At 54.0% G+C, this 26,644-nt stretch carries 23 protein-coding genes; 7 read left to right on the top strand and 16 right to left on the bottom strand.

What is annotated here, in order from left to right:
* Positions 1-51 precede the first annotated feature (51 nt).
* The 15 genes from rsgA to ACOJWD_RS01115 all read right to left on the bottom strand — a co-directional run bounded on the left by rsgA (position 52) and on the right by ACOJWD_RS01115 (position 15,447).
* A complete protein-coding gene (rsgA, locus tag ACOJWD_RS01185) occupies positions 52-915 on the bottom strand; it encodes a ribosome small subunit-dependent GTPase A (protein WP_486991390.1) in 864 nt (287 codons plus the stop codon).
* Positions 915-2,867 carry a protein kinase domain-containing protein gene (locus ACOJWD_RS01180; RefSeq protein ID WP_486991389.1) on the bottom strand — a complete coding sequence of 651 codons (1,953 nt, stop codon included), beginning with the start codon at positions 2,865-2,867 and terminating at the stop codon, positions 915-917. The genes rsgA and ACOJWD_RS01180 overlap by 1 nt, the downstream gene beginning before the upstream one ends.
* On the bottom strand, positions 2,857-3,594 hold the full coding sequence (locus ACOJWD_RS01175) for a protein phosphatase 2C domain-containing protein (RefSeq protein WP_486991392.1): 738 nt from the start codon (positions 3,592-3,594) through the stop codon (positions 2,857-2,859). The genes ACOJWD_RS01180 and ACOJWD_RS01175 overlap by 11 nt, the downstream gene beginning before the upstream one ends.
* A complete protein-coding gene (gene rlmN / locus ACOJWD_RS01170) occupies positions 3,591-4,655 on the bottom strand; it encodes a dual-specificity RNA methyltransferase RlmN (protein WP_486991388.1) in 1,065 nt (354 codons plus the stop codon). The genes ACOJWD_RS01175 and rlmN overlap by 4 nt, the downstream gene beginning before the upstream one ends.
* A complete protein-coding gene (gene rsmB, locus ACOJWD_RS01165) occupies positions 4,652-5,971 on the bottom strand; it encodes a 16S rRNA (cytosine(967)-C(5))-methyltransferase RsmB (protein WP_486991387.1) in 1,320 nt (439 codons plus the stop codon). The genes rlmN and rsmB overlap by 4 nt, the downstream gene beginning before the upstream one ends.
* Complete coding sequence (locus ACOJWD_RS01160) at positions 5,956-6,876, bottom strand: methionyl-tRNA formyltransferase (RefSeq protein ID WP_486991386.1); 921 nt, start codon at positions 6,874-6,876, stop codon at positions 5,956-5,958. The genes rsmB and ACOJWD_RS01160 overlap by 16 nt, the downstream gene beginning before the upstream one ends.
* Before the next feature lie 16 nt (positions 6,877-6,892).
* Positions 6,893-9,040: a replication restart helicase PriA gene (gene priA / locus ACOJWD_RS01155; protein WP_486991385.1), complete on the bottom strand. Its 2,148-nt coding sequence runs from the start codon at positions 9,038-9,040 to the stop codon at positions 6,893-6,895.
* Positions 9,041-9,043: 3 nt separating this feature from the next.
* The gene (gene coaBC / locus ACOJWD_RS01150) at positions 9,044-10,225 is read right to left on the bottom strand and encodes a bifunctional phosphopantothenoylcysteine decarboxylase/phosphopantothenate--cysteine ligase CoaBC (RefSeq protein WP_486991384.1); all 1,182 of its coding nucleotides are present in this window, start codon (positions 10,223-10,225) and stop codon (positions 9,044-9,046) included.
* Complete coding sequence (rpoZ, locus tag ACOJWD_RS01145) at positions 10,225-10,446, bottom strand: DNA-directed RNA polymerase subunit omega (RefSeq protein WP_486991383.1); 222 nt, start codon at positions 10,444-10,446, stop codon at positions 10,225-10,227. The genes coaBC and rpoZ overlap by 1 nt, the downstream gene beginning before the upstream one ends.
* Complete coding sequence (gene remA, locus ACOJWD_RS01140; protein WP_486991382.1) at positions 10,436-10,717, bottom strand: extracellular matrix/biofilm regulator RemA; 282 nt, start codon at positions 10,715-10,717, stop codon at positions 10,436-10,438. Before remA ends, rpoZ begins: the two co-directional genes overlap by 11 nt.
* A 75-nt stretch (positions 10,718-10,792) precedes the next feature.
* Positions 10,793-12,133, bottom strand: a complete 1,341-nt coding sequence (locus tag ACOJWD_RS01135) for a chloride channel protein (protein WP_486991381.1) — start codon at positions 12,131-12,133, stop codon at positions 10,793-10,795.
* Positions 12,134-12,189: 56 nt separating this feature from the next.
* Entirely contained in the window at positions 12,190-12,597 is a 408-nt protein-coding gene (locus ACOJWD_RS01130) for a MarR family winged helix-turn-helix transcriptional regulator (protein WP_486991380.1), read from the bottom strand.
* Between the two features lie 51 nt (positions 12,598-12,648).
* Complete coding sequence (locus tag ACOJWD_RS01125) at positions 12,649-13,443, bottom strand: ABC transporter permease subunit (protein ID WP_486991379.1); 795 nt, start codon at positions 13,441-13,443, stop codon at positions 12,649-12,651.
* The gene (locus tag ACOJWD_RS01120) at positions 13,427-14,347 is read right to left on the bottom strand and encodes an ABC transporter ATP-binding protein (RefSeq protein ID WP_486991378.1); all 921 of its coding nucleotides are present in this window, start codon (positions 14,345-14,347) and stop codon (positions 13,427-13,429) included. The genes ACOJWD_RS01125 and ACOJWD_RS01120 overlap by 17 nt, the downstream gene beginning before the upstream one ends.
* Positions 14,338-15,447: a hypothetical protein gene (locus ACOJWD_RS01115; protein WP_486991377.1), complete on the bottom strand. Its 1,110-nt coding sequence runs from the start codon at positions 15,445-15,447 to the stop codon at positions 14,338-14,340. The genes ACOJWD_RS01120 and ACOJWD_RS01115 overlap by 10 nt, the downstream gene beginning before the upstream one ends.
* A 549-nt stretch (positions 15,448-15,996) precedes the next feature.
* Here ACOJWD_RS01115 and ACOJWD_RS01110 point away from each other — a divergent pair.
* Complete coding sequence (locus ACOJWD_RS01110) at positions 15,997-16,632, top strand: DedA family protein (protein WP_486991376.1); 636 nt, start codon at positions 15,997-15,999, stop codon at positions 16,630-16,632.
* A 118-nt stretch (positions 16,633-16,750) separates the two neighbouring features.
* On the opposite strand, the gene ACOJWD_RS01105 is transcribed toward ACOJWD_RS01110, so the two are convergent.
* A complete protein-coding gene (locus ACOJWD_RS01105) occupies positions 16,751-19,453 on the bottom strand; it encodes a calcium-translocating P-type ATPase, SERCA-type (protein WP_486991375.1) in 2,703 nt (900 codons plus the stop codon).
* A gap of 416 nt (positions 19,454-19,869) precedes the next feature.
* Between ACOJWD_RS01105 and ACOJWD_RS01100 the strand changes: the two genes are divergently transcribed.
* The 6 genes from ACOJWD_RS01100 to ACOJWD_RS01075 all read left to right on the top strand — a co-directional run.
* Positions 19,870-20,856 carry an MBL fold metallo-hydrolase gene (locus ACOJWD_RS01100; RefSeq protein ID WP_486991374.1) on the top strand — a complete coding sequence of 329 codons (987 nt, stop codon included), beginning with the start codon at positions 19,870-19,872 and terminating at the stop codon, positions 20,854-20,856.
* Positions 20,857-21,064: 208 nt separating this feature from the next.
* A complete protein-coding gene (locus ACOJWD_RS01095; protein WP_486991373.1) occupies positions 21,065-21,715 on the top strand; it encodes an HAD family hydrolase in 651 nt (216 codons plus the stop codon).
* A gap of 135 nt (positions 21,716-21,850) precedes the next feature.
* On the top strand, positions 21,851-23,017 hold the full coding sequence (locus tag ACOJWD_RS01090) for a G1 family glutamic endopeptidase (RefSeq protein WP_486991391.1): 1,167 nt from the start codon (positions 21,851-21,853) through the stop codon (positions 23,015-23,017).
* A gap of 394 nt (positions 23,018-23,411) precedes the next feature.
* Positions 23,412-24,125, top strand: coding sequence for an SDR family oxidoreductase (locus ACOJWD_RS01085; RefSeq protein ID WP_486991372.1), 714 nt, complete (start codon positions 23,412-23,414; stop codon positions 24,123-24,125).
* On the top strand, positions 24,122-25,162 hold the full coding sequence (locus tag ACOJWD_RS01080) for an S-adenosylmethionine:tRNA ribosyltransferase-isomerase (RefSeq protein ID WP_486991371.1): 1,041 nt from the start codon (positions 24,122-24,124) through the stop codon (positions 25,160-25,162). Before ACOJWD_RS01085 ends, ACOJWD_RS01080 begins: the two co-directional genes overlap by 4 nt.
* Positions 25,163-25,222: 60 nt before the next feature.
* A partial coding sequence (locus ACOJWD_RS01075; RefSeq protein WP_486991370.1) for a GAF domain-containing sensor histidine kinase occupies positions 25,223-26,644 on the top strand: 1,422 nt, incomplete at its 3' end.

Below are 26,644 nucleotides of genomic sequence, written 5' to 3'. Positions count from 1 at the left end.
GGTGCTACTTGTATCGCCATTTCATCGACTCCTCTGGTCTGACCCTATCTCTCAAAAATCTTTGACCCATTCTTCCAGTATCTTGCGATAGTTGCGGTACCGCCAGGGGGCAATCGCCCCGCTTTCAACACCCGCAATGACCCCACATCCAGGTTCCTGTCCATGCAGGCAATCCGAAAAACGACACGGGAACTGAGAGAATTCGCTGAAGGCTTGTTCGATTTCCCGCCCCTGGGTCACTCGCGTCTCTAGAGCGGTATACCCAGGACTATCCGCCATCCAGTAATTATCAATCGCATATAACCTCACCCAGCGGGTGGTTTGCTGACCGCGGCCAATGCGACTCAGTTCCTGCGTGGAGGCTTCTGCTGAGGGTATTATGGCGCGCAAGAGTGACGACTTCCCCACCCCACTTTCCCCTGACAACACCCAAATCCCATCGCGGCTCTCATGCACGAGTGCCTCGACACCCTGTCGGTTTGTGACCGACAGTCGCCAGACCGGATATCCGGCCTCACGGTAGGCCTCTTCGAGGACGGTTAACTCGTCGCTATCCCGCAGCAAATCCACCTTGGAAACAATAATTTCGACACGGAGTCCCACGAGATGCGCAATTGCCAAACGCTTATCCAAGAGCTCCCGACTACCAATAGGGGATTCAAGACTGAACACCACAAAAATCCCTGATACATTGGACACGGGTGGACGGACCAAATGATTCGCGCGTGGCAGCACTTCGACAATACGCGCTTCACCAGGGTCGGTCGGCTCGACCACCACCCGGTCCCCCACCATGATACGTCCGACATCACGTTTAATCTTCCCCTTAAGGTAGCATAAATAGTGTTCCCCGGAATCACACACCACCGTAGGTCGATTAGCCTCTAGTAAGGTTACCAATCCCCGCATGACCATTAGTGGCCAACCGCTGGCGATGAGGTCGTGCTAGGGGCCGTCGAGCTCGGGGGGGTCGAACTGGGCGGACTGGAGGAGGTCGATGGGGCGCTCGGAGACGACGAAGTGGAGGGTGGCGTCGCCGTCAATGCCTTGGGTGTACCAGGCTGCCCATTGAGCGAAACGGTCACCTCGCCAGTGGTCCCATACCAGGTCACCGGATAGTCCACCTGTTGACCGGGATTGACCTCTTCATAGAGCACCTCTTCATTGCCAGCTTGGTCGGTGACGACCACCTTTAGTAAGGATTTCGTATGCGCGCTGGACGGAATCGAAAACCTCACCTGCGACACGTTGCGCTGCATGGTCGCGCTCTCTGGACTCGGTCCGTTGGAGACCGTCACCCCAATCGTGGAGACCCCATCCAGCGTTGAATATGGGGCAGGATTCTGATCAATAATTGTGTTAGCGGGCTCGGTGGAATATTGAGTGTTAGGCGAGCCCATGGCAATGCTCATGCCCGCCATCTCACTGGCAGCATTGGAGACCGTAAGTCCCGTAAGATTGGGCATGATAGCTGCGGCCACTTTCGGTCCGTTTGACACGTACAAAGTCACCGTAGTGTTTTCCGCTACGGTTCGTCCCGCGGGTGGACTTTGCCGCACGACATAACCGTTTGGCTTTCCTGACGCTATGTGTTTCACCCGGGCTTTCAACCCCAATACTGACAATGACTGGCGCGCCGAATAGACATCCTCTTTGGTGACCGGAGGTACCGACACTTTGGTTGGTCCCGAAGACAATACCACCGTAATGGGTAGCCCCGACTTCACCCGAGACCCCGGCGAGGGGCTCTCTGTCAAGACATAATTCGCTGGTACGGCCGACGACGGAGCATGGCCATCAATCGTCAACGTGAGCCCTTGATGCGACAACAGGGTACGCGCTTCTGCAACCGACCGACCACGAATATTGGGTACGGCAACCACTGGGGGATTGAGCCACCGATTAAATGCATATAACCCACCGCCCACCACCAATAAGACTATGGCCGCCAAAATTGCCCAAATCCACCATTTCCGTTTCGTGGACTTGGCCTCGCTGCGCCGCCCCGCCACGGCCGGGGTAACGGCCCCACCCTCGGGAAATTTCTCCGGATCAAGAATACGACCAATGTCTTGGCGTAAGGCATGGGCGGACTGATAGCGTTCCGCAGGATCTTTGCTCAAAGCGCGCTCCACAATATGAGCGACCTCGGAGGGAATGTCCGGTCGCAAGGCATCGACCCGCGGTGGCTCATCCTGCAGATGTTTAATCGCGACGCCAATCGCACTGTCACTTTCAAACGGCAACGACCCCGTCAACATTTCGAACAGCACAACACCCAGTGAATATAAATCCGACTGCGGCCCAATCAACTTGCCGCGCGCCTGCTCAGGGCTCAGATACTGTACCGTGCCCAACAGCGAACCAGTATTCACGAGAGTACCCGTGGTCGCCGCATAAGCGATGCCGAAGTCCGTTACCTTCACGGTTCCATCGGTGGCAATGAGAACATTTTGCGGCTTAATATCGCGGTGCACCAAGCGTTTGGCATGCGCTACCTCTAATCCTTCAGCCACCTGATCAGCAATTTCCAAAGCGGCTTTGACATCCAGTGGCGCATCGCGGTTAATTTTGGCGCGCAACGTTTCGCCCGCCACCAACTCCATCACCATATAATGCACATCCGGTTCGTCACGCCCCACATCATAGACTTGAACGATGTGGCGATCGACCAACGAGGCTGCCGCACGTGCTTCCTGGTCGAACCGCCGTACCACTTCTTCGTCTTCTGCCCACTGATGCTTCAAGATTTTGACAGCCACCAGTCGATTCAACGTGATGTCGCGAGCACGATACACCAAGGACATGCCACCAGTGCCGATGCGCTCGAGGACTTCATAGCGATTCCCTAAAATGTTACCGACCATAGCTATCACCCGGTTCCTCGAACGGTTCAGCCAGCACCACAGTGATGTCGTCCTTGCCACCCCGTTGCACAGCTAAATCGATGAGTGCATTAATAAATGAGAGGCCATGATGGCGCAAGCTAAACTCCAAAATATCTTCGTCAGAAATGACCGAACTTAATCCATCGGTACACAGTAGCAATCGATCAGTGGCGTGCCAGACCGTCTCCGACACATCAATACGAACCCGGTCAAAGGGACCAACCACCCGAGTGAGAACGTTGCGATTCGGATGATGTTCTGCCTCCTCCGAGGTTAACCCCCCTGCCCGTTGCATTTCGGCTGCGACCGAGTGGTCAATTGTGAGCCGTACCACATGGTCCGAAAGAATTTGATAGGCCCGGGAATCCCCGACATGCGCCAACAGGAGATGGTCAGGAAAAATTACCGCCGAGGTCAAGGTGGTTCCCATGCCATTCAGCATGTCATTCCGTTGACTGGATTCAAAAATCCGACGGTTGGCTAAGGATACTGCAGACGCCAATCGTGCCACGTCAGTAATGTCAATCCCTACCGCATCATCGAGTGTCTCTAACGCAATACGACTGGCCTCTTCTCCCGCCGGCCCGCCCCCCATCCCATCAGCCACCGCGACTAAAAACCCCTCGTCGGCCACCGCTCGAATGAGGTATCTGTCCTCATTATTCGGCCGATTCTTGCCTCGGTGACTTTTCCCATACGTTCTCAGGGTGATGCCGGTTCCTCCTCCCGCAATCGCAACTGCCCACAGGCCGCATCAATTTCTTGACCTAATTCTCTCCGTATCGTACAAGAAATTCCGTAATCTTGCACGATGTCCTGAAATTGGCGCACTCGACCTGCACTCGAAGGCGAAAACGCGTGCTCGTCCACCGGATTCCAGGGAATGAGATTCACGTGACTGGAAAATCCTCGAACAATGGTGGCCAATTGGTGCGCTTCCTCCGGGTGGTCATTGACATCATGTAACAACAGGTACTCAAAAGTGACCCGCCGTCCTGTCTTTTCGGCGTAATACCGACACATCGGCATCAGCTGCGCGAGCGGATAAGCCCGGTTAATGGGCATCAGTTGTTGACGCAAAGCATCATTCGGCGCATGCAGGGACACCGCCAGTGTCACCGGAAGCCCACTGTCTGCCAACTCCTTCATCTTCGGCACAATACCGCTGGTCGACACGGTGACATGGCGATAACTCAGATTAAACGTACTGGGGTCATGCACCAACTCCAAAAAGCGCATCAGTGACGTAAAGTTATCCAAGGGTTCTCCAATGCCCATCACGTCGATGCGGCTAATCTTGGCACCGCGTTCTTTCAGTACCCGATTTCCGAAGGCTACTTGGTCCAGCATTTCTCCGGCTGTTAGTTGTCGGATGCGTCCCTTGAGACCCGAGGCACAAAAGTGACAGCCCATCGCACAGCCGACCTGGGAGGAGATGCAGACACTGTAGCCATAGCGATGAGGTAAAAGTACTGTCTCCACCCGTTGATGGTCGACCATCTCCAGCAGCACTTTAGTGGTACCGTCATGCGCGACTTGCTGGGAAATAAGTGTCAAGCGGTGAAACGGGTGGCGTGCCGCCATCTGCTCTCGTAAGGACTTGGGCCACACCTCAAGCTCTCCATAGTTTTGAATGTCGTGCCTCCATAGCCACTCATATAGCTGACGGGCACGAAATCGCGGTGCCCCCTCTTTCTCCAACAGTGCGGCTAATTCGCTTTCCTGCATTGAGACAATATCGCCGAACTCCACTGTACTTTTGCTCACATGGCACCTCCAATTCTAAAACGCGCTATGAAGAATCCGTCCATCTCTAAATCTCCTGGAGCCAACTCCAAGGCCCCTTGGTTGATGAATTCCTCCAAGGCCGGATGTGGCAGATAGGGTGTGACATCCTCCCTGACCAAATCCGGGTGGCGCCCCTCAAACCACCGCACCACGTCCCAGGTTTCTTCGGGCTCTGTCGAACAGGTGCTGTACACCACCACACCACCCACGCTTACCAACGCATAGGCTCCTTCAAGCAACACGCGCTGCTGCTCCTGAAGAGCGGGAATATCCTTGGCACTTTTCTTCCAACGCGCATCCACCCGTCTGCGCAGCACTCCCAATCCGCTGCATGGAGCATCAAGCAAAACTCGATCAAATTCTCCAAAATGCTGCTTGGCAAATTTTTCAGCCGGCGCATTCACCACGGTGACACTGTCTTGGTAGCCGGTCCGCAACAGATTCTCTCTCATTAACTTGAGGCGCGATTCCGCTATGTCCAGTGCTGTCACTCGAATATGATTATCCGAGCGTTCTAAGAGATGGATCGTCTTCCCGCCCAGACCGGCCGCCATGTCACACACCCGGTTTCCGGGTTGCGGATCTAAGATCCAGGTCACAATCATTCCGCTTTCATCCTGTACGGTCACTAATCCGTCTTGAAATGGTTTCCAGTCCTCAAGCCAAATCGCACCGTTCACCCGTACTGCTTCGGGAAGATAGCACGAGCCACTCGCCTCAATGCCCCTCTCGGCCAGGTCCTCTAAGATGGCCTCGCGCGTCGTACGCGCCAGATTAATCCTGAGTGTCAATGGCGGAATTTGGTTGTCCCGCTGCAAAATCGTTTCTAAGCGCTCACCATAGCGCGCTTGCCAGCGCTCAATAATCCAATCGGGATGGGAGTACTGCTCCCCCAAAGAGGATACTTGCGGCGGTGTCCTGAGAGCTTGGCGCAAGATGGCATTGACCAAGTTCTTTGCTTTGGGTTGATACCGCTTCGTCTGTTCAACAGCCGCATTAATGGCCGCATATGACGGCACGCGATCCAAAAAACGCACTTGAAATAACGCCATTCGCAGGATGTCCACAACCGTCGGATCTAGTGGGCCGCGGCGGTAGGGGCTCATCCAGGCATCGAGGTAGCGTTGATGGCGAACCACACCGTAGACAATCTGTGTCATCAGGCCTCGATCACTACCCTTGAGTTGACGCCCCAGGGCAATGGCTTCACTGACTGATGCGCCACCACGTACCTTTTCTAACGCTTTTAACGCCACACTGCGCGATATACCAATGGAGCCTACTCCAGTATCCATATGAGGTTCCCTCGCAATCCCCGCACATAATCTGCCGGACTCATGGCGCGCTTTCCCGCAGGACGAATTATGGTAATACGCACCCTGCCGGTCCCCGCTGCCACCAACCAATCTTGTCCATCCGGCACAATCGTGCCGGGACCTCCCTCCACCATCCCGGGTTCTGGACGCGCGGCCACGATGTTCATACGTACGCCTTGAAAAAAGCTATAGGCTCCGGGCGAGGGAAGGACACTGCGAATCACGGCACCCACTCTCTCTGCAGGAACTGTCCAATCAATGCGTCCCGCTTCAGCAGTAAACTTTTCGGCGTAGGTAATTCCCTGTTCCGATTGCGAGTGCAGTTCAAACGACGCCTCTCCGTAAGCCGCTCGCGTCTCATTCCAAAGGTCGGCCGCCGCGACCGCCAGTCTCTCCGTTAAGGATTCGACATCATCGTGTTCACCAATCGGCATGGCCTTTTGAGATACGATCGGTCCGGTATCAATACCCTCATCCATCGCCATCAATGTTACACCAGTGGTCCGATCTTGAGCACGTATCGCCCAGGCAATCGGGTTCGGTCCCCGCCACCGCGGCAAAAGCGATGCGTGCAGATTATAGGCGCCCAATCGCGGCAAAGCCAAAAGCCAGCGCGGCAAAATTTTTCCGTAGGCCGCTGTGAGAATCCAATCGGGGCGAAACTCTTCAAACGTCACCCGACCGTCTTTCATGCGCTCCGGCTTATATACGGTAAGATGCTGCGCGTTTGCCCACTCAGCGACACTCGACGCCGTCATCTGACGGCCGCGCCCCTGCGGTCGATCAGGCTTGGTCACCACCAAAATCTGGTCCTCGGCCCGCCAAATATGTTGTAAGATGGTACGCGCGTAGTCCGGCGTCCCCATAAAGATGATTCGCGCCACTTTACCCTCCGTATTTCTAGAGCATGACATAAGGATCCCGCGTGATATTTACCCCATCGAAATCCTCCCTGATTTTTTGCAAAACCCCGGTGGTATGGGGATTTTCTCGATAAATTTTGACTAACAATTGCTGCCGATAGGTGGTACGCACACGGGCAAGGGGGGCTGGTGCGGGGCCTAAAATATCGGCTTCTGGCAACTCGGTTTGCAGTCGCTCCCTCACCTCCTCTGCTATTATGGCGCCGCGCCTTTCATCCGCTGTCTCGACCACCAACAACCACAGTTGCGCGTAAGGAGGATACAGAGTGTCTTGACGATAGGCGATTTCATCCCGATAGAAGGCGGCATAGTCATGATGAAGCGCATGCGCAATGGCATAATGCTCGGGATTATAGGTCTGCACCACCACTGTTCCCGGCTTTGTTCCACGTCCTGATCGACCCGCCGCCTGCACCAACAGTTGAAAGGTTCTCTCGGCACTACGAAAATCAGGCAGGTGAAGCGCGGTATCGGCCGCCACAATTCCAACCAACGTGACGTCAGGGAAATCCATCCCTTTGGCAATCATCTGCGTCCCCACCAAAACATCGGCGTCATGTTGAGCAAACGTCTGGTAGAGGTCAGCATAATCTTGCGGGTGGTTTAGGGTATCCCGGTCCGCTCGCAAAATACGCGCTTTTGGAAATAACGTCTGCACATCCTCTACCACGCGCTCTGTCCCTGCACCAAAATAGCGAATGCGGTCGCTTCCACACTCTGGGCAGCGTTTGGGGAGCGGCGTGCTCTTCAAGCAGTAATGACACACCAATCGGTTTTCTTTCTGATGAAAGGTCAGTGACACCGCACAGTCACGACATTCCAATGCCTGTCCACACGACCGGCACAAGACAAAGGTGGAGTACCCTCGACGATTCAGGAACAGTATGGCCTGGTCTCCCTGGGAAAGAGTCTGTGTCAACGCTTGCTGCAACGGGTCGCTAAAGATGTGGCGATTACCATGCGCCAATTCCTCGCGCATGTCCACTAGCACCACCGAGGGCATCGGCCGTCCCAATATTCTATTGGGCAATTGCACATAACCGATCCTCCCGTTGTCGGCCCAATATCGCACCTCCAGCGATGGGGTGGCGCTGCCCAATATCACTTGAGCATCCTGATGCTTGCCTCGCCACAAGGCCACCTCCCGAGTATGATAGCGCGGGTGATCTTCCTGCTTGTAGCTCGACTCATGTTCTTCATCAATGACAATGACTCCCAAATTGGCAAAAGGCAAAAACACCGCCGATCGGGCACCAATCACCACCGCGACTTCGTTGTCCCGCACCTCGCTCCAGGTCATATAGCGCTCTCCTGGAGTCAGTCCCGAGTGCCAAACCGCCACCCGGTCACCAAAACGTTCGCGGAACCGCGCCACCGTTTGCGGTGTCAGTGCAATCTCTGGCAGTAGCACCAACGCCTGGCGTCCCTCTTTTAAGGCATGGGCAATTAATGCCAGATAGACTTCCGTTTTTCCGGATCCTGTCACCCCTTCGAGGAGATAGGGGGTATGGGGATGGCGCATAATTTCCCGAAGTGCCTCCTCTTGATCTTCGCTGAGCGAATAGCTCGCAGACACGCCCATAAACGACTGCGGAGACTTCACTAAAACTTCGAGGGCTCCTTCGGCGAGCAGTGCTCGTAGCGGTTCTTGACATGTGGGAAATACTTCTAGTAGTTGCTGACGATCAATCCATCCGCGCTCTCGAATAAAGTCATACACTTCTTGTCGTCGCGACGCCCGCCCACGGCGCTCCTTGACGACGCGATACCAGACCTTTCGCGTCCGTACCGTTTCCCCGTTGCGCACCGCTTTGGGCACCATCGCCCGGATAACCTGGGGAACATAGGATAAATAGCGATCGGCCGCCCATTCAGCAAGTTCCAAGAGCTGTTCAGACATCATCGGCCGATTATCAATAATCTTCAAAATCGGTTTGTATGATGGCAACACCGCTCCGGGGTATATCCGTCGGATGACACCCTGCGATCGCCCTGCGCCCAACGGCACTAACACTAACTGTCCAACCCGCGCTAACGGTAGCAAGTCGGATGGTACAATGTAGGTGAATGGACGATCAAGTTGGCCGACCGCGCGGTCTACATAGATGTCAGCAAGATGGTCCATCGGCTATTCTCCCCTGTACCGATGCCATATCCAATCAATCAGGGTCTTCGCTGTGGCTTCTTTTGTCTGGGGGCTAATGGTCGTCACCTGGTCATCGCTCACCAGCCATGCCTGATGATGATCAGGCCCAAACCCCGCGTGGATTCCGACCCTGTTCGCGACTACCGCGTCCAATTGCTTGCGCTCGCGTTTCTTTTGGGCCTGCTCTATAGGGTCTTCTGTCTCAGCCGCAAATCCCACCAACACTTTTTCCCCATGATATCGCCTGCCCAGTTCTCCCATAATATCGGGGTTGCGTTCCATTTCCCAGAGAAGGCCCACCTCTTCTTTGTGCGCTTTTCTCTTCCACACTTCACGGGGCCGAAAATCCGATACCGCTGCAGCCCCAACTACCACATGGGCACGGACCGCCAATAGCTCTACAGCCTCCAACATCTCAAGCGCACTCACCACTGGATACGCGGTGACTTGAGGGTGCAGAGACTCACGCACCCCGGGACCATGAACCAACGTCACGGCCGCTCCTCGTCGTGCGCCTTCATTAGCAATCAACACCCCCATGAGCCCCGTCGATGGATTCGCCAAAAGACGCACCGGGTCAAAGTACTCCCAGGTACTTCCCGCCGTCACCACCATCGCGACTCCGGCAAGCTGCTTCTCGGTGGTCACGTCCATAAGAGCGGAGTAAATATCTACCGGCTCCGCCATCCGACCCAATCCTTCTCGTCCTGACGCCATACGACCCTCCGTCGGGCCAACTAGGTGAACGCCATCGTGCATTAACGTGGACACGTTGGCGCGGGTACGAGGGTGATCCCACATCAAGGGTTCCATCGCGGGCGCCATCAAGATCGGTCCGCGAAAACCCAGATAGATTAACGACAACATATCATCAGCCGCTCCCCGCGCCAATCGAGCCATCAGATTGGCAGAGGCAGGCGCGATGACCAGCGCCTCTCCCCAATGGGACAGCGCTATATGCCCGATGGCGCCATAGGCGTCCTCCTCCGCATCCGTCACCACAGCTTGTCCTGACAAAGCTCGAAACGTTAACGGCCCCATAAACTGGTGAGCCGCCCGGGTCATGACGACCCGCACTTCATGGCCGGCCTTCACCAAGCGACTCACCAATTCCCCAGTTTTATAAGCGGCAATGCCGCCGCTTACCCCCACGATAATCCGCATTACTTAATGCCAGACGGTGGCACTTCGACCGACACCAAGCCACGGTAAATTTCCTCTAACGCAATGGTGACAGGCTTTGTGGCATGAACCTGCACCAGCGGTTGATATCCATCCATAATGGCTCGCCCGCGACGCGAGGCGGCGACAACCAAGGCATACTTGCTCTTCGTGGCATTCACCAATTCCACCACAGATGATGGCTGGGTCACGTTATTCGTCATCCTCCTCGTCTTCATCTTCCACTTCCGCAGGTCGACTAGTCAGTCGATTAGCCACCGTTTCTGGCTGTACGGCGGACAATATCACATGATCACTATCGGTCATAATGACTGCCCGAGTCCGCCGACCATAGGTCGCGTCAATTAACACTCCACGATCGCGGGCCTCAGTAATAATTCGCTTTATCGGAGCCGAGTCAGGACTCACGATAGCAACAATGCGATTTGCGGAAACGATATTCCCGAACCCAATATTGACTAACTTTATATCCACGCGGACTCACCTCGTCCTTCCGGTCCAATCGCACCATGTATATGCTAGGTATGGTACGGAAAATGGCAGGCAATGTCAACGAAGGCCCGCCACTTGACGGTCCGTCTCCTCTTTGGAAATCGGTCCCAGTGTATCGGGGACCCTATGCCCGCGTCGGACAAGTTTGCCAGTCATCATATTATAAGGCAGAGTGACCCGCACAATCCCATAGGCGATGGCTGTCGCCAGCATCACTGCCCACAACATAGACGGATCTCCGGTCGCTTCCACTGCAAAAGCAATCGATGACAAGAGCGCCCCGGTGGTGGCACCAAAGACCGCCCCCATAAAAACCAGCGCCCCCACAATCGGTGAAAATCCGGTCCACGGCATGAAGAGATGTCCCATAAGCGCTCCTGAGGTGCCGGCTATGAAGAAGACCGGTGCCAGCACTCCACCCACAGAACCGGATGCTAAGGCCACCGTCCATGCCACCGCCTTCGCGACAAAGGCGATTAACAGCACCGACATCGCAATATGTTGGGTTTTCAATACTTCGCGAATGACATCGTAGCCCATCCCGAGAGCCACCGTTCCCCCAAGCAGCGCGACCACCGCCACTCCGGCCGCGCCAACCACGGGCGCCAACCACTCCAAGGACCCCAGCAGTCGCTTGAGGAGGTCCTCCGTTCCATAGAGACCACGGATTAAGAGCCAACTCTCAATGCCCGCAATAATGCCAAAAATGACGATCCATCCGATGTGAGGAATGGTAGTACTTAACACTACATGCGAAGGAAATACCGGGCTCTTCGGCATGACATACGAGCGCAACGCTTCGGCCAGTCCGGCAGCAATCACAATCGGGATAACCGCTTGTGGGGAATACTCAAAAATGAGTAACTCGATGGCCAAGAGTACTCCCGCTAAAGGCGTGGCAAAGATTCCGGTCATTCCGGCAGCCGCCCCGGCCCCTAATAAGATTTTCCGGTCGTGCTCGTCCATGTGAAGCCATTTGCCCACGTGCGCTCCCCATGCCCCGCCAGTTTGAATAATAGGCCCTTCGGCCGCGAATGGACTTCCCGTACCAATCACAATCGCCGCCATGATCGGCTTTAAGATCGCCGTCTTTAATTGGATACGGCTTTTATTATAAAGCACCGCATCCATCGCTTCTGGAATACCATGCCCACTCAAACTCTGGTCGACATAATGAATCACGATGGCGGCTAAGAGGGCGCCCAGAAGGACCATCACAATCATCCACACGCTATCTTTGAGAGGGCTTTGATTAACCTCGACATACACCATCGACCAGCGATGGTAGTACGCCAAATTCGTGACCAACATAATCAGGTGATACAAAATAGTAGCCCCAATCACCCCTACTAGACCCATCATAATGCCGCCCAGTACTAACCTCCACCGTTGTCGCAATACCTTCCCTCCTTTGTTGCTATTTATATCGTAATACGATATAAATAGCAACACCTTTAGGGGCTTTCATTCTCCACCATTTGCACCAAATCGCGAAATTCTCCAGCCATCTGACGCAACTCATGGCGATTTTGTTGGCTAATCTTTTCTAACGTCGCTTCACCTTTGGGTGTGAGATGCACCTCCACGACTCGTCCGTCGTCCGGCGACGACCGACGGAATACCAAGTGCAATTGCTCAGCCCGATTGACTAGACCCACCACGCTATGCTGCTTGACTTGAAGGCGGCTGCCCAGTTCTCCCACGGTAGCCCAGTCGCGACCCGGAAACCCTTTGATGGCCAAAAGTAACTGATGCTGTTGAGGTGTCAACCCCGCTTGGCGCGAGGCATTTTCACTAAATCTCAAAAAGCGGCGCATTTGATAGCGAAAAGCAGCCAGCACCTCATATTCGTTTTTCGTCATGGCTTTCCTCCTAAGCGCTATTTTAGCGCACTCGGAGCCATGCGGCGAACACTAGTCTCGAAACGGTTCGAACCACAAAATCATAACCAACGCCATCACTACATAGAGCGCATAGACCAATAACCCCCGGTGAATAAGCCGCGAGTCGGGAGGAAATTGCAAAAACGCGGTCACTCCTGACAAATACGAGGTAAATAAATAGGGACCCAACCGAGACAAAAACGGCCAATTGGTCAAAAGAGACAGCGTCACAATAGATCCCATGGTGGCCATAATGGCCGATAGCGAATGCTTCATAAAACTACTAAACGCGAGCGCTATGGTCACAACCACAACTTGTCCGGCGACAGCATACGCCGTCATCATCAATAGAAGTTGCAGCAACGTGTGGGTGGTGACAAAGATTCCTGTCGGCATGAGTGAACCATGTCCCCCGAAGACCAAGATCCCCTCTCCGAGGCACACCACGACTAAGAGAAGGGTCACTAACAGCGCAAATTGGCCTAAAAAAACCCATTTGGCTATCCAGAGCTTCCAAGGGTTGATGCCCTGGGCCAATAGCATCTGCCAAGTGCCCCCCATTTTTTCACTCGCGATCTCCTCTGCACCCCAAATCGACACCAAGAGCGGCAACACAATCGCCGAGCACATAATAAGGGCAATAATCGGCACCATGAATCCACTTTGGCCTGCCCGTCCAATCTCATCAAAGACAGGATTTGCCTGTTTAAGTTTCCCATAGCCGTAGGTCAACAATGTACTTAAAAGAGCGATAGTCCCTAGTGCAGCCCAAAAGCGCACCATGCCGACCTGTCGAATCCATTGCCATTTAACGAGCGTCCACATGAAATTCCTCCAAATAGGCCACAAGCCGGGACTCCAAACTACCAGTGCGCTCTATAACGGTACGGATCACCACTCCCGCCTTCATGAGCGACGAATTGATTTCTCCTAAATCCAGACCTTTATCCAATGGCGCCACAATGCTATTCTTACCGTCATGTCGAGCGACAATCCCATAGGTTAGCAGCAGTCGAACAGCACGTTCGGGAGGCCACAATTCCCAGGCTACTTCATCAATGGTCGCTGTACCCAATTGATTGGCGGGCCCAAAATATCGCAACGATCCTTGATCAAATACCGCTATGGCATCACACAACTTGTCAACATCGTCCAACATGTGACTGGACAAAATGATGGTCGTCCCCAGTTCACCATGAACCCGTGACAATAACTGGCGCATACTTCGTAACCGTGCTGGGTCTAGCCCATCTGAGGGCTCATCCAAAATGAGAAGTTCCGGTTCTTTCAGCATTGTAGATGCCAAACCGAGTCGTTGCTGCATCCCATGAGAATAGGCTCCTGCCCGATAATCTGCCGCGCCTTTAAGGTCAACAAAATCAAGCACCTGATTCACACGATTGGCTGAAAGGCCCATGAGTTCAGCGATCAGCGTCAGATTTTGGCGACCGGTCAAGGCACGATAGAAACTCGGGGAGTCGACAAAGCCACTCACGGCCTGCATCGCCCGCAGTGGATTAGGCCACACCGGCACGCCATCATACTCCACCGTACCCATGGTCGGCGCCGTCAGTCCCAGCAAAATTTTGAGCAACGTGGATTTGCCAGCACCATTGGGTCCTACGAGTCCCATGACGCTCCCTCGATCAATGTGAAATGAGACGTCACGCAGCGCTATCTTATGCCCATACACTTTCTGCAAATGCTCCACCCGTACGCTCAGTGCCATGCCGCTTTAGCCCACCTCATGAGTGTCATTTTCGGCCAGCTGCCGATTAATATCACCTGCTGTGTCCCTTCACGAAAACTGACCACACTGACGATAGCGTCGGTGGTGCCATAAAATCGATCCGATCCATGCAGCGGCTGGAGAATACTGGGCAGTTTCTGGTCTCGCAATACTTGATGATATGCCTTAGTGGGCGCCGCGATCGCGATCACCCGACGAGCACCGTCGCCATAAATGGCGATACTGTCAGAATCCATGGCCTTATATCTCGCCAGAGGGAGCGGACCTAACCTCAATGGCGCGCGCACGGGTGGATTATGGGCGGTCGTGGAGGCCAACAAGTCCACCACGCGCATAGCCGCGTTAGACGGACGATAGGAGGTATTGTGCCCGACTGCGGGAGCTTTGGCCGATGCGCCTGGCGCACCTTGCGTGAAGACTAGCGTCTTGGCCTCGAAAACGGTTTGCCCCGTTCGGTCGGTCACGGCCATCCCCATAGGAATAAAGTACCGTCCTTGAAACCAATAGGTCACCGATCCGAAAAGCGTGCCGGTCGCTCGGGGAAACAAGGTGACTTGATAGACGGGTAAGGTCGCCAGGAGCGACCTCGTCACCTGCGCACGCCATGTCCTTTGCCAATGCCCCGTCGGGATCGGCCAAACACTTTCAAGCGACCGAGAACCTGCCGGCAAGGTGGTGACTACGCGTGCATGCGTATCAGCGCGATAGGTTACTAGATGCCGGTTCTCTCGCGCCACTACTCCAACCACTTGACTCATGGCATTGACTTCCTCCACGCGCCATTGTTGTGGCGAGTTCTGATACAGGTTGACTGTGGCCACAGACGCGCCGGGTAGCGGAGCATTGAAGAATTCCGCGAGGTTGACGCTCGCCGGCACCAGACTATTTTGATAGCTCATCGTCTCGGCGAACGCATCCTGTTTGAGGGACTGCTTAGCCTTAAAAAAAATGCTGCCAGCCGACCGTAACGGAAGTGAATCATGGGCCTCGGCGTATGGCGCCAAGTACCAGCCGAGAACCGCGGCGCTAGCCACCACCAGTCCTACCGCATACCACTTTTGCCGCTTCAGGTCTATCACCTCCTCTGGCGTAGTTTACCCCGGATGGCAAAATGTTACTCTTTGACCATGGTTCGGCATTTTTTCGCCTCAGAGAGTCCCTGATTTTCGACACTGTACCTACAACCGGAGGCCCGATAATAGGCCATCGCAAAAAGGCACGTGGCATGAGGACGGCCCCATGGGGGATTCCCTCGGCCTCGCAGGTCGGTGGCGAAAATGTGGTCGTCATCACCTGAAAATCGTCTAACCAACCTACGCGCTGGAACATAATGCCCGCGCATTCCCCTTCTTGGGCGATAGCCAAGAGGTGGTCAAGTCCCGTGGGGGTTTCCTTCGGTCACGGGCGGCGTCCTCTAGGCCGCCTGGCGGGGTTTTTCTTTCGTCCCTTGGGACTCGACATCATGTGAGGCAGACCGGAGTGGGAGCGATCCCAGACACCCCCACCTCAACCCGATAGGGTTAGGTGGCGGGAGAGTTCATTGAAGGCTCTTCTGTATGGTCCTAGACGTGTTGGCCACCCGACTGCATGTGATATACTACCAGCACCTTTTACTCTAGGAGATCGCCGTGCTCACACTCTTTCATACAGTTAGCAACTGGTTACATGCGGTCGGCGTCATGGCCATCTTTCTAGTACTCTTTGTGGAGTGTTTCGGGGTACCGAGTCCTGATGAGATTATCTTGCTGTTTTCAGGGTATTTGGTCTCAACTCACCGATTCAGTTTCCCTCTCGTGATTATCGCCGCCGTCGCGGGAAGCACTCTTGGAGCGACGGGGGCCTACTTTCTCGCTCGCTTGGGCGGCAGAAAGCTTATGCTGAAGTACTTCAAATTTCTTTTTAAAACCCCTGAACGACTCGCCTATTGGGAGGACTACTTTACTCGGCGGGGAGATATCGTAGTACTAATTGGCCGCATCATTTCCGGGGTGCGTGCCGTCATTTCCTATCCCGCTGGCTTATTTGAAATGCCCTATTGGCGTTTTCTCCTCTATACCATCATTGGTTCCACCATCTGGGCTCTATTGGCCGTCAGCGTGGGATGGATTCTTGGCCCCCATATCGTCAATGCCCTTAACGCGACCAAACGTTACGAAGTGCCTGTCATTGTCGGCATTGTGATTCTCCTGGCTTTATGGTATTGGTTTGACCGACGGCGAAAAAAGCGACGCGGTTCCTCGACCAACCCGAATCCCCAACCATAGTGGGCAACCGCAGGCCGGATTAGCCCGCTATGGTTGGGGAGGGTATTATCGTGCCAGGCCGCCTATCGTCTTGCTCTCCATTCGATACCCTGTTCTCATCCCTCTGTCTCCCGCTAGCTTATCGCGCCGGAACCCGGAGGGATTTCTTAAGCGGCCGCAATAGTACGTCACGAAATGCGGCGAACAATTGTACGAACCCTGAAGCGAGAAGTACAATTCCCCAATCCCCGATCGCCAAGGGATCGGTACGGAAGAGGTGCCCCAGCCAGGGCACATACATCACGCTGAGGAGCATCGCAATGGATGAGAGTACAGCCATCACCGCCCATGGATTCGAAAATAGTCCCACCTCAAGAAAGCTCCGGTCTTCGGCCCGGGCATCAAAGACATGAAAGAGTTGACTCAAGACCAGTGTGGCTAACGCCATCGATCGGGCCTCTCGAAGCCCCATTCCCCAAGGTCCTAAACTTAGAGCAAAGACGCCTAAGGTGCTCAACCCGATAAGAATTCCACGAAAGCCAATTTTGCTTCCCAGCCCACGCGCGAAAATGCTCTCCCCTGGATCCCGCGGGGCCCGGTCCATGACTCCCGGTGACGGCGGATCAATGCCCAAGGCCATCGCTGGCAAGCCATCGGTCACCAAATTCACCAAGAGAATTTGAATCGGCAAGAGCGGCAATGGCATCCCCATAAAAGCAGCCAAAAACATGACCAAAACCTCGCCTACGTTACACGACAACAGGTAACGAATGAATTTGCGGATATTGTCGTAAATGGCGCGACCTTCTTCAATGGCGCGCACAATGGTGGCAAAATTATCGTCCGTCAGTATCATGGCCGAAGCCTCTTTGGTCACGTCCGTTCCGGTACGACCCATCGCAACGCCAATGTCCGCCTCTTTGACGGCGGGCGCATCATTTACTCCATCCCCCGTCATAGCAACCACTTCGCCTCGCGCCTTCCATGCCCGGACCACGCGGAGCTTGTGAGGAGGTGACACCCGGGCATATACACGAATATTGACTACCCGACTGGCTAGCTCATCGTCCGAAAGACCATCCAGCTCCCGCCCGGTAATGACCTCATCACCGGGACCCAGCATTCCCAGTTCGCGCGCAATCGCTCGGGCCGTGTTGGGATGATCACCCGTGATCATCACGGTGCGAACCCCAGCGCGTTGGGCTTCTTGGACAGCCAACTTCGCTTCCGGTCTTGGCGGATCAATCATCCCGGTGAGTCCTAAAAACGTCAGATCTTCCTCCCAGGATTCCTCGGGCTGCCCACGGTGTACCGACCGATAGGCTACCAACAAGACCCGAAGAGCTCCCTCAGCCATCTGATCGTTCGCCTCAACAATCTGGCGACGCGTAAAAGAGTCTAACGGTCGTATTTGTCCGTCTATGGCAAGAGATTTGCACCGTGGCAATAGGATATCCGCCGCCCCCTTGACGCAGGCGATTTCTTTCCCGGTGCGGTCCCGCACCCGAACCGACATCCGCTGACGTTCAGACTCAAAAGGTATTTCTCCCGTCCGGGTGTACTCTTCCTGCATCTGTTCAAGAGACTCCCCATTTTGCACCGCTGCCACGAGCAGCGCCACCTCCGTGGGATCGCCTTGCCCTGCGGCAGTTTCCTGAGCGGCTGACTCTATCGGCAGTTGTGCATTATTACATAAGGCTGCCGTTCGGAGAAGCTGTCGCAAACTGTCTTTGGTGACCTTATCCGGGGCACCGCCCTCGTCAAAGAATCCCGGATCATCAGTGCCATAGCGCAGTCGCTTGCCGTTGACCCAAATCTCTGTCACGGTCATTTTATTGCGCGTCAGAGTGCCCGTCTTGTCAGAGCAAATCACCGTAGTACATCCGAGCGTCTCGACCGCCGGCAATCGGCGAACAATCGCATGCGCTTTAATCATCCGCTGTACACCCAGCGCGAGTGCGATCGTCACGATGGCTGGCAATCCTTCCGGGATGGCAGCTACCGCGAGGCTGACTCCGGTCAGAAACATTTGATAAAGTGGTTCACCGCGAACCAATCCGGTGACCACCACGATCCCGACAATCAGCACTGACAGCACCACGAGTACCTTGCCCAACTGCTCCAACCGCCGTTGCAGTGGCGTTTGATCTTCCACGGCCTCTCGAATGAGATGCGCAATGGTTCCCATTTCTGTTGACATGCCGGTATTCACAACCAATGCCTTACCGCGACCGCGCGCTACCGTGGTGCCCATGAACAGCATATTGGTGCGGTCAGCCACCGGAGATTGGGGATCGGCGAGAGCCGAGATGGTCTTCTTGACACCGGTGGATTCCCCGGTCAGCGGCGATTCATCTGTCACCAAGCCGGCCATTTGCAATACCCGACAATCTGCGGGCACACGATCGCCTGCCTCAACTTCAATAATATCTCCCGGCACCAGATTGCGAGCCGGAATCTCTTCAATCCGACCACTGCGTATCACCTTAGCTTCAGGAGCCGTCAACGCCCTCAGCGTTTCGACTGACTTTTCCGCTCGAAATTCCTGCATAAAACCTAAGACGGCATTCATGATGACAATCGCTACGATCGTGATGCCATCCCCCGTCTCCCCTAAAAGAAACGAAATCACCGTGGCCGCTAACAGCACAATCACCATGAAGTCTTTAAACTGAGCAAAGAATATTTCAATGGGAGACGTGCGATGGGCTTCTTTAAGGGCGTTTGGACCGCTTTCCTGGAGACGTCGTAAGGCTTCTTTGGGTTGAAGACCAGTATCACTGTTGGATTTGAGCTGAATCACCGTTTCCTCAGCTTTCAATGTGTGCCACAGGGCAGCCACGTCAATCCCTCCTGTCCATCTTCGAAATATGGGTATGTCCGACCCGGAGCGGACAGAACCGTGGCGAGTGGCAATCGTGGACGATATAGTGGGGGGCCGATCCCAGCACACGTGTCGGTGGATCGCTCCCGAGATTGATTCCCTCTTCGACACACTGGCTTCGTATAAAACGTTTGGCGACCCACATGACACTTGACAGTACACGGGTGCGACAAGTTCCTCGTGGTCATCATGAAGAAAATCAGGAGACCGAAAGGGAAAGGCCCTACCGCAGGACGGCAGGGCCACTACAATCAACTCTAGTTGGCCACTCTGTCTACCGAGCACAATCAGGTCTCTCGGGGGCCATCACCAGATCAGGTGTTTTTGTAGTAGAATCATTGATGACTTCAAATATTTCCGCAAGGAGTATCGCTATGCCCATCCAAACTGTAATGAAGAATCTCTATCTTCTCTCCATCCCGGTTCCTTTACCCGTTCACTATACCCACTGTTACGCACTGGATACCGTGCAGGGTTGGGTGATTATTGATACCGGCATGGACACGGAAGAAGCACGAGAAACTTGGGAGGCTTATGCCAAAGAGCTGCCCTTCGAGCAACGAGGCATTCACACCGTCATCATTACCCATTTTCATCCTGATCACTTAGGATTGGCTCACTGGTTTCATGAACGGTTTCACGCTCGCATCGCGATGAGCCATGGTGATGCAGCGCAGGCGCGCCAATATCTTTACCCTGAGGATGCCTCCGCAATCGCCATCGTGGATAGAGCCTTCTATACACAGCACGGTGTCCCCATCGCCGTATGGAACCAATGGCACACTAGCGAAGAGGCATTTCGGCAGAGCGTCAAACTACCTCCGGTGATACATCCCATCGCTCATGATTCGGTCTTGAACCTCGACCCCTTTTCGTTGCGTTTTCTTGAACAAAGCGGTCATACTGACCATCAAATTTTGATCTATGAGCCCAACCGCCGAGTACTCTTCACTGGTGATCAGGTGCTAGAACGAATATCTCCCAATATTAGTCTCTGGCCCCAAGGAGATAGCAATCCGTTGGCCTCCTATCTTGCCTCATTGACACAACTCCTACACCTGGGGCCATTTCGTTTGGGTCTCCCCGCCCACGAAGCGATAATTACTGACGTCAATCACCGCATCCTCGAAATTATTGAACATCACAGGACCCGCAATCAGTTCATCTTGTCTCTTTTGCAAGAGCGGGGAGCGCAATCGGCATTCGCCCTTATGCCGCTCTTGTTTCGACGCCCCCTCGATGATTACCAACAGCGTTTTGCCTTAGGCGAAACATTAGCCCACCTGGAATATTTACGCTCCATCGATATGGTATCCTCATCTCTTACCAATGCCCTCTTACTCTATTCCCCTAAAAAATGACGCACCATCTTACGCATTCGGTATTCTCTAAGCGATATTGAGCGCACTTTTTAGGGCAATCGCCTCGATTTTACGCAAGCCATATCGCACTCTCAATCGACGCCACCTGGTCGCAATCCCTCTCAGAACTCAAGTCTCGCACGGGAATTTTGAGAATTATCCCTTTTGGCAAGGTATCGAGACTATACTCTTCATAGGGGGCATGTTTGTGAAACTATGGATAAGTTTTGATTTTGACAATACTTTAATACGCAATCCTTATTGGCGTCTTCATCTTCGCCCCTGGCTTGATCAAGAGGCGGTCTATGAAGGCACCGACCCGCAAATTCTCTGGCAACAGATCCATGCCGCATCAGAACTCCTATGGAAGCGCGGCCAGTGGACGGAATCCTTTGACTGGCCCACGATTGTGATGAATCTGGGAATGCGGTCACTGCCCGATCCTCATCTGCCCGAGCCACGCACTGTCGCGAGTCTGGTCATGCCCGGGGTAGAGACGACACTAATAGCACTCCGATCCCGGTTTCGGTTGGCCATCGTCACGAATGGTTTTTACCGTTTTCAAAATCCTTTTATTCGGGCTCTAGGATGGAACTATCTCTTTGATGCCATCATCGGTCCCGATCTGGTCGGTACCGCCAAACCCGATGGCGCAATGCTCGCATCACTTCACCCAGGACTTGCTCATGTTGGTGACCGATTAACGCATGACGTCTTGGTAGCTCAACGAGCGTTTCGGCGCGGCATTTTATTTGGACCCCCAGCCAAAGAAGTGGACCGTATCGACCCGTTGTCCCCTGCCGCTATTATCCCTGATCGCCACATCATGCACTTTCAACAATTACCATCGGTCCTCTAATGACGCCCAATACCTCATCTTCGTGTTTTTCAGGCATCCCTCAGCTAACCGTCAAATTTTGTAACGGTTTGGAAACATTTCTGGGATTAAATAGAGATAACAAAAGGGCAGAAGGACGTGATCGAAGTGGCTAAGATGAAAACTTTATTGAGCATTATCGGAATTGGCGCTCTCGGGATCGGTGCCTTTGAAGCTGGGCAAAACTTGCCCGCCATCATTCACACCTATCACGAGGCTAATTCTGCTCAAAGTTCGAAGCTGAAGGTGCAAACCACCCAATGGTCCCCTGGTCAAGCCTTTCCTCTCGATGGTAACTCTACCGGTTCCTCGGGTTCGAATACTGGTAGCAACGGTACCACTGGAGCTAGTAGCCCTACCTCGACCCCCGCGTCGACAGCGAACTCGTTTAACTGGGCCGGAATTGTGCAGGAAGGAACCAATGAGCACAGCGTTCAAGCCAGCTGGACGGCACCAACATTTGCGACAGCGTCGAGCAATCCCAATAGTTCAGTGGCCGAATGGATTGGACTGGGCGGCATGCAAAGTAGCGACTTAATTCAAATTGGTACCATTACCACCCCAAATAGTAGTGGGGAAGCTAGTACCACGGTATTTTGGGAAGAATTACCTAGCCCGGCGGTACAATCAGTGACGATTCCGACCGGAGCTAAAGTGACAGCGGAGATCTCCCCGGATGGAACGGATGCTTGGAGACTTGAATTGTCTGTCAAAGGGCAGTCAAAGCCCTTGATTGATAAAGTGGTGAAATTGACCGCAACCCAGGCGCAAGCGGTCGAAACATCAGCCGACTGGATTACTGAGGCCCCCACCACGAACAACGGTGTCGCACCGCTGGCCCCGGTGGCAGCCACCACCATGACCGATGTCAAAGCCAATGGGGTTCCATTAGCGAAGATGAACCAGTCCTCTTTACAAACAGTTGGGCTCTATAGCGAAAATGGTCAGCTAATGGCTGAACCCGTGAGCGACACCAGCAAGGACAACATTACCGTGGATACGGTCTATGGTTCAAGTCTCCCGTCCTCCGGTATTGGCGAAGGTCAAGGAGGTGGTGGCACCGTGGTGGTCCCCAACCCATCATCAGGATACGGCGATGGTAGCGGATACGGCTACGGCGGAGGGTATGGTTATGGCGGCGGTTATGGCTATGGCTATGGTCCGGGCAGTGGATACGGCTATAGCACCCCAGGGATATCGGTCACCCCATCGTATAGTTACTCGACTTCTAACAGCGGCAACGGCACATATCAGTGGGGTTATGGATTTAGCGTGACTTATTAAGTCACTCGGTCCCTATTTAATGGAGCAGAGGCGATCATTCTGCTCCATTATTCTGTTGTGCGACGAAAAGCGCCGGATCATGGCTACGGACCCGCTGAAGAGCGGCCGTAATCTGCTATACTGGCAGTACAATAAAATTTATAGTAACTGTTACGGGAGGGTACCATGGTCGTACTGCATACGATTTTGATCCTCATCGCTAGTGTTGCGGGCGGTGCTATTGTGGCGGGCTTGATGGCCTTGCTATCTGCTGCCATTTTTGGTGTTTAAGCACCTCAAGGAGACCTGCCTCTCCCCTACGACTAAGGTCGTAGAAGACTCTAGGCCGTAGGGTCGACGCCGAAACAAATGACCTTCTCCATACTAGAAGAAAGATATGGAGGAGGTTATTTTTATGGAAACTTGGCTTATCACTGGTGGTACCAAAGGCTTGGGCCGCGCCCTGGTCGACACCCTTCATCGAAGCCATCGACAGGTCGTGTTTTGTTCCCGCAACCAGCGTGATGTGGATCAACTAGAACTGGCATTCAATGATAGTCCCGCTGTCCGCGGATTTGCCGGATCGGTCGATGATCCGGTATTTGTCCGCTCGCTCTTGGAACACACCATCGCAACCTTCGGGGATATTCACGGCATGATTATTAACGCAGCCATCGCCAGTCCGGTTACCGACGTGCTCGACCTGTCCATCACGCAGCTACAAGAAATGCTAGCGATTAATGTCATGGGCGCACTCTATCTTTTAAAAACCACAGCCCCTTACCTACTCTCTCAACCTCACGGGAAAATTCTAGCAATGACCAGCGATGCTAGTCATGCAGCCTACCCTGGTTGGGCAGGCTATGGCATGACAAAAGCGGCCCTCAATCTCTTGATCACCACCTTTGCGAAAGAAAATCCATCGCTTCATACCCATTTAGTGGACCCTGGAGATATGGACACGGCCATGCATCATCTGGCTCTTCCGGACGATCCCGGTCCGTTCCGCGACCCGATCGATGTGGCCGAAGCGCTCCTGCCTCTCATTAACGATAATCGTGAGTCGGGATGCTGGGAACTGATACCGCAGACTGTCCATCAGCTGGTCTTGCAGGAGGTGGGACAATGAATATCGATATGGTAAATCTGAATATGAGGGTACCCGCCGCAGTCCACCCTCCCGAGATCGAGGGGCGAGCCCGCGATCAGGTCAAACTTTTGACCATCGATCGTCAGACCGAGACGATTCGTCATGGATCACTGCCTGATCTTGCACAACAATTACGTCCCGGCGACCTGATTGTGGTCAACAATTCTATGACGATCGGGGCGTCGTTGCCCGCCAGTATCAACGGAATCCCCCACCGGGTACACTTGGCCGCACGGCTCTCCGCTCATCGAATCATTGCGGAACTGCGGACCGAAGACGGTTTACCCGATGCCACCAGCCTTCCCGTAGGCACCATCGTCACACTCACGCTTCCGTCTAGGACTGATCCTTCTCACGTAGGAATGATCACGAGCCATTTCCATCCCCATAGTCGACTATGGACACTCGATACCTCCACCGACTGGTACGAGGTTGCTGCCACTATTGGCCAACCGATTCACTATCACTACCTTGATGCGCCCTACCCGATTGAATACTATTCCACTGTCTTTGGACGGGTACCAGGCTCTGCCGAAATGGCGTCCGCCTCGCGCCCTTTTACACCAGAACTGGTGCATCGGCTGGTGGACCGTCAGATACAATTTGCCACACTGACTTTACACACCACTGTCTCGAGCCACGAAATTGACGCCACGACCGGGGATTTCCCGCTCGTTCCAGAATGGTACTATATACCTGCCCTCACCCGATCCCAAGTGCAGACCGCGCATGCGTCCCATCGACGGGTGATCGCGTTAGGAACCACGGTTGCGCGGGCTCTGGAGAGTTGGGAGTCTGGAATCGGTCATACCGGATGGACACAACACCTGATTACTCCCCATCATCCCCCTCGCATTACGTCGGGCCTAATCACAGGATTACATGATAGCTTTACCAGCCACCTCTTCCTCCTCTATGCCTATGCCGGAGAATTGTCCATTCGCAAAGCATATGCAGAAGCCGCAAGACAGGGATACCGATGGCATGAATTTGGCGACCTCTCTCTCATCCTGTAATACCATAGTGTCAATGTGGAGTGGTTTGATGATATTCTCAATGATGAAGGAGGTCGCGCCATGAAGAATCCATCGCTGTCATCGCCCCCCACGGTGTTGCAACCGCACGAATTAGCATTGGTGCGGGATATCGCTGAGGCACTTAATGAAGCCAGCGATATCTCTTCGGCGATGCAAGCCATTCTGCCCCAGATGGGACACGTCCTCGGTCTCACTACCGCCTGGGCTTTTCGGTTTGATGAACGTCGCTCCACGTTTGTTGAAGTCGGAGCGAGTGGGCTACCACCCGCTCTCGAACGAGACAATGCGGCCGCACTGAAATCGAGTTGGTGTGAGTGTCAAGAACGATTAGTGACGGGTAGACTGGATAGCGCCATCAACATTGTGCATTGTAGTCGTCTACGGGACGCTGAAGGCGACAAAAAGGATTTGGAATTCCACGCCTCAATTCCCCTCAAAATGGATGGCCGGCCTTTGGGTATCTTGAACGTGGCCGCTGCCGGCGCCCAAGTGTTTACCCCGACAGCATTAGATCTGTTACGGGCCATCGGTTATCACGTTGCTGTAACTATGGATCGCTCGGCACTGCTATCTGATATCCGCCGCCATAATCAGCAATTGCAGTCGATGCGGGCCATGGTGCGGGAACTGACGGGCCTTATGCAACAAGAGGCGATGTTCAACCGCGCAGTCCACCTGCTCTCCGACCAGCTGCACTATGAAGGCGTGGCCATTATCCAAGGGCAAGATGAGGTCATCGCCAAAGTGATTAATGGGGCTGCGGGCAGCATTCGAGAGTATTCGTATGAAGGCCATTCGAAGCTGTTACCTGAAAACGATCGGCTACTACTAGATAATGCCCGTTCGATGCTAACCATCGCGCTACCAGAATCTCCCTACACGCTTCGCGTTGAAAGCAGTCTGTGGAATGCCTTTTCACCGCTTGATGAGGAGATTCTTTCTGCATTCGCATCCCATTTGACGGCGCTTTTGGAGGAATGCCAACTCTATGCGCATGCCATGGACAGTGTGCGCTGGTCGGAACGCCGCCAATTAGCCGCGAACCTCCACGACTCCGTGAGTCAAAAACTGTTTTCCGCACAACTGCTCTTACGGTCAATGACCAACGATCCGGACATGCCGGTGTCTCTTGTCCATCAAAGCACTCGCGTGGCGGCCATTATCCAACAAAGTCAATCGGAAATGCGCCACCTGATTCTCACATTACGCGACGAGCAGGTACCCTTGGCAATAGAAATTCGTCACAGACTCTTACGCCTCAAAGAGGTCTTAGGGCGACGCCTGACCTGGCAAATTGAGGCCTCCGCTCAAAAAGTATTTTCGCCACCCATCACCGATGGAGTAATCCGTATTTTAGACGAAGGGTTGCAAAACTCCTTAAAACACGCCCCCCAGTCTCAGGTCAAGGTATTGTATCGTGAGAAGGAACACGTGGCTCTCTTATCCATCGAAGATGATGGG

It is taken from the genome of Sulfobacillus sp. TH-112 (assembly GCF_057473405.1).
This window is presented reverse-complemented; position numbering and strand designations above follow the sequence as displayed.

What these genes read in the sequence shown, in the direction of transcription:
- rsgA (WP_486991390.1), bottom strand. Translation starts at nt 915, where the DNA reads ATGGTCATGCGGGGATTGGTAACCTTACTAGAGGCTAATCGACCTACG.
- ACOJWD_RS01180 (WP_486991389.1), bottom strand. Translation starts at nt 2,867, where the DNA reads ATGGTCGGTAACATTTTAGGGAATCGCTATGAAGTCCTCGAGCGCATC.
- rsmB (WP_486991387.1), bottom strand. Translation starts at nt 5,971, where the DNA reads ATGGATACTGGAGTAGGCTCCATTGGTATATCGCGCAGTGTGGCGTTA.
- priA (WP_486991385.1), bottom strand. Translation starts at nt 9,040, where the DNA reads ATGGACCATCTTGCTGACATCTATGTAGACCGCGCGGTCGGCCAACTT.
- coaBC (WP_486991384.1), bottom strand. Translation starts at nt 10,225, where the DNA reads ATGCGGATTATCGTGGGGGTAAGCGGCGGCATTGCCGCTTATAAAACT.
- rpoZ (WP_486991383.1), bottom strand. Translation starts at nt 10,446, where the DNA reads ATGACGAATAACGTGACCCAGCCATCATCTGTGGTGGAATTGGTGAAT.
- ACOJWD_RS01130 (WP_486991380.1), bottom strand. Translation starts at nt 12,597, where the DNA reads ATGACGAAAAACGAATATGAGGTGCTGGCTGCTTTTCGCTATCAAATG.
- ACOJWD_RS01125 (WP_486991379.1), bottom strand. Translation starts at nt 13,443, where the DNA reads ATGTGGACGCTCGTTAAATGGCAATGGATTCGACAGGTCGGCATGGTG.
- ACOJWD_RS01120 (WP_486991378.1), bottom strand. Translation starts at nt 14,347, where the DNA reads ATGGCACTGAGCGTACGGGTGGAGCATTTGCAGAAAGTGTATGGGCAT.
- ACOJWD_RS01100 (WP_486991374.1), top strand. Translation starts at nt 19,870, where the DNA reads ATGCCCATCCAAACTGTAATGAAGAATCTCTATCTTCTCTCCATCCCG.
- ACOJWD_RS01090 (WP_486991391.1), top strand. Translation starts at nt 21,851, where the DNA reads ATGAAAACTTTATTGAGCATTATCGGAATTGGCGCTCTCGGGATCGGT.
- ACOJWD_RS01085 (WP_486991372.1), top strand. Translation starts at nt 23,412, where the DNA reads ATGGAAACTTGGCTTATCACTGGTGGTACCAAAGGCTTGGGCCGCGCC.
- ACOJWD_RS01080 (WP_486991371.1), top strand. Translation starts at nt 24,122, where the DNA reads ATGAATATCGATATGGTAAATCTGAATATGAGGGTACCCGCCGCAGTC.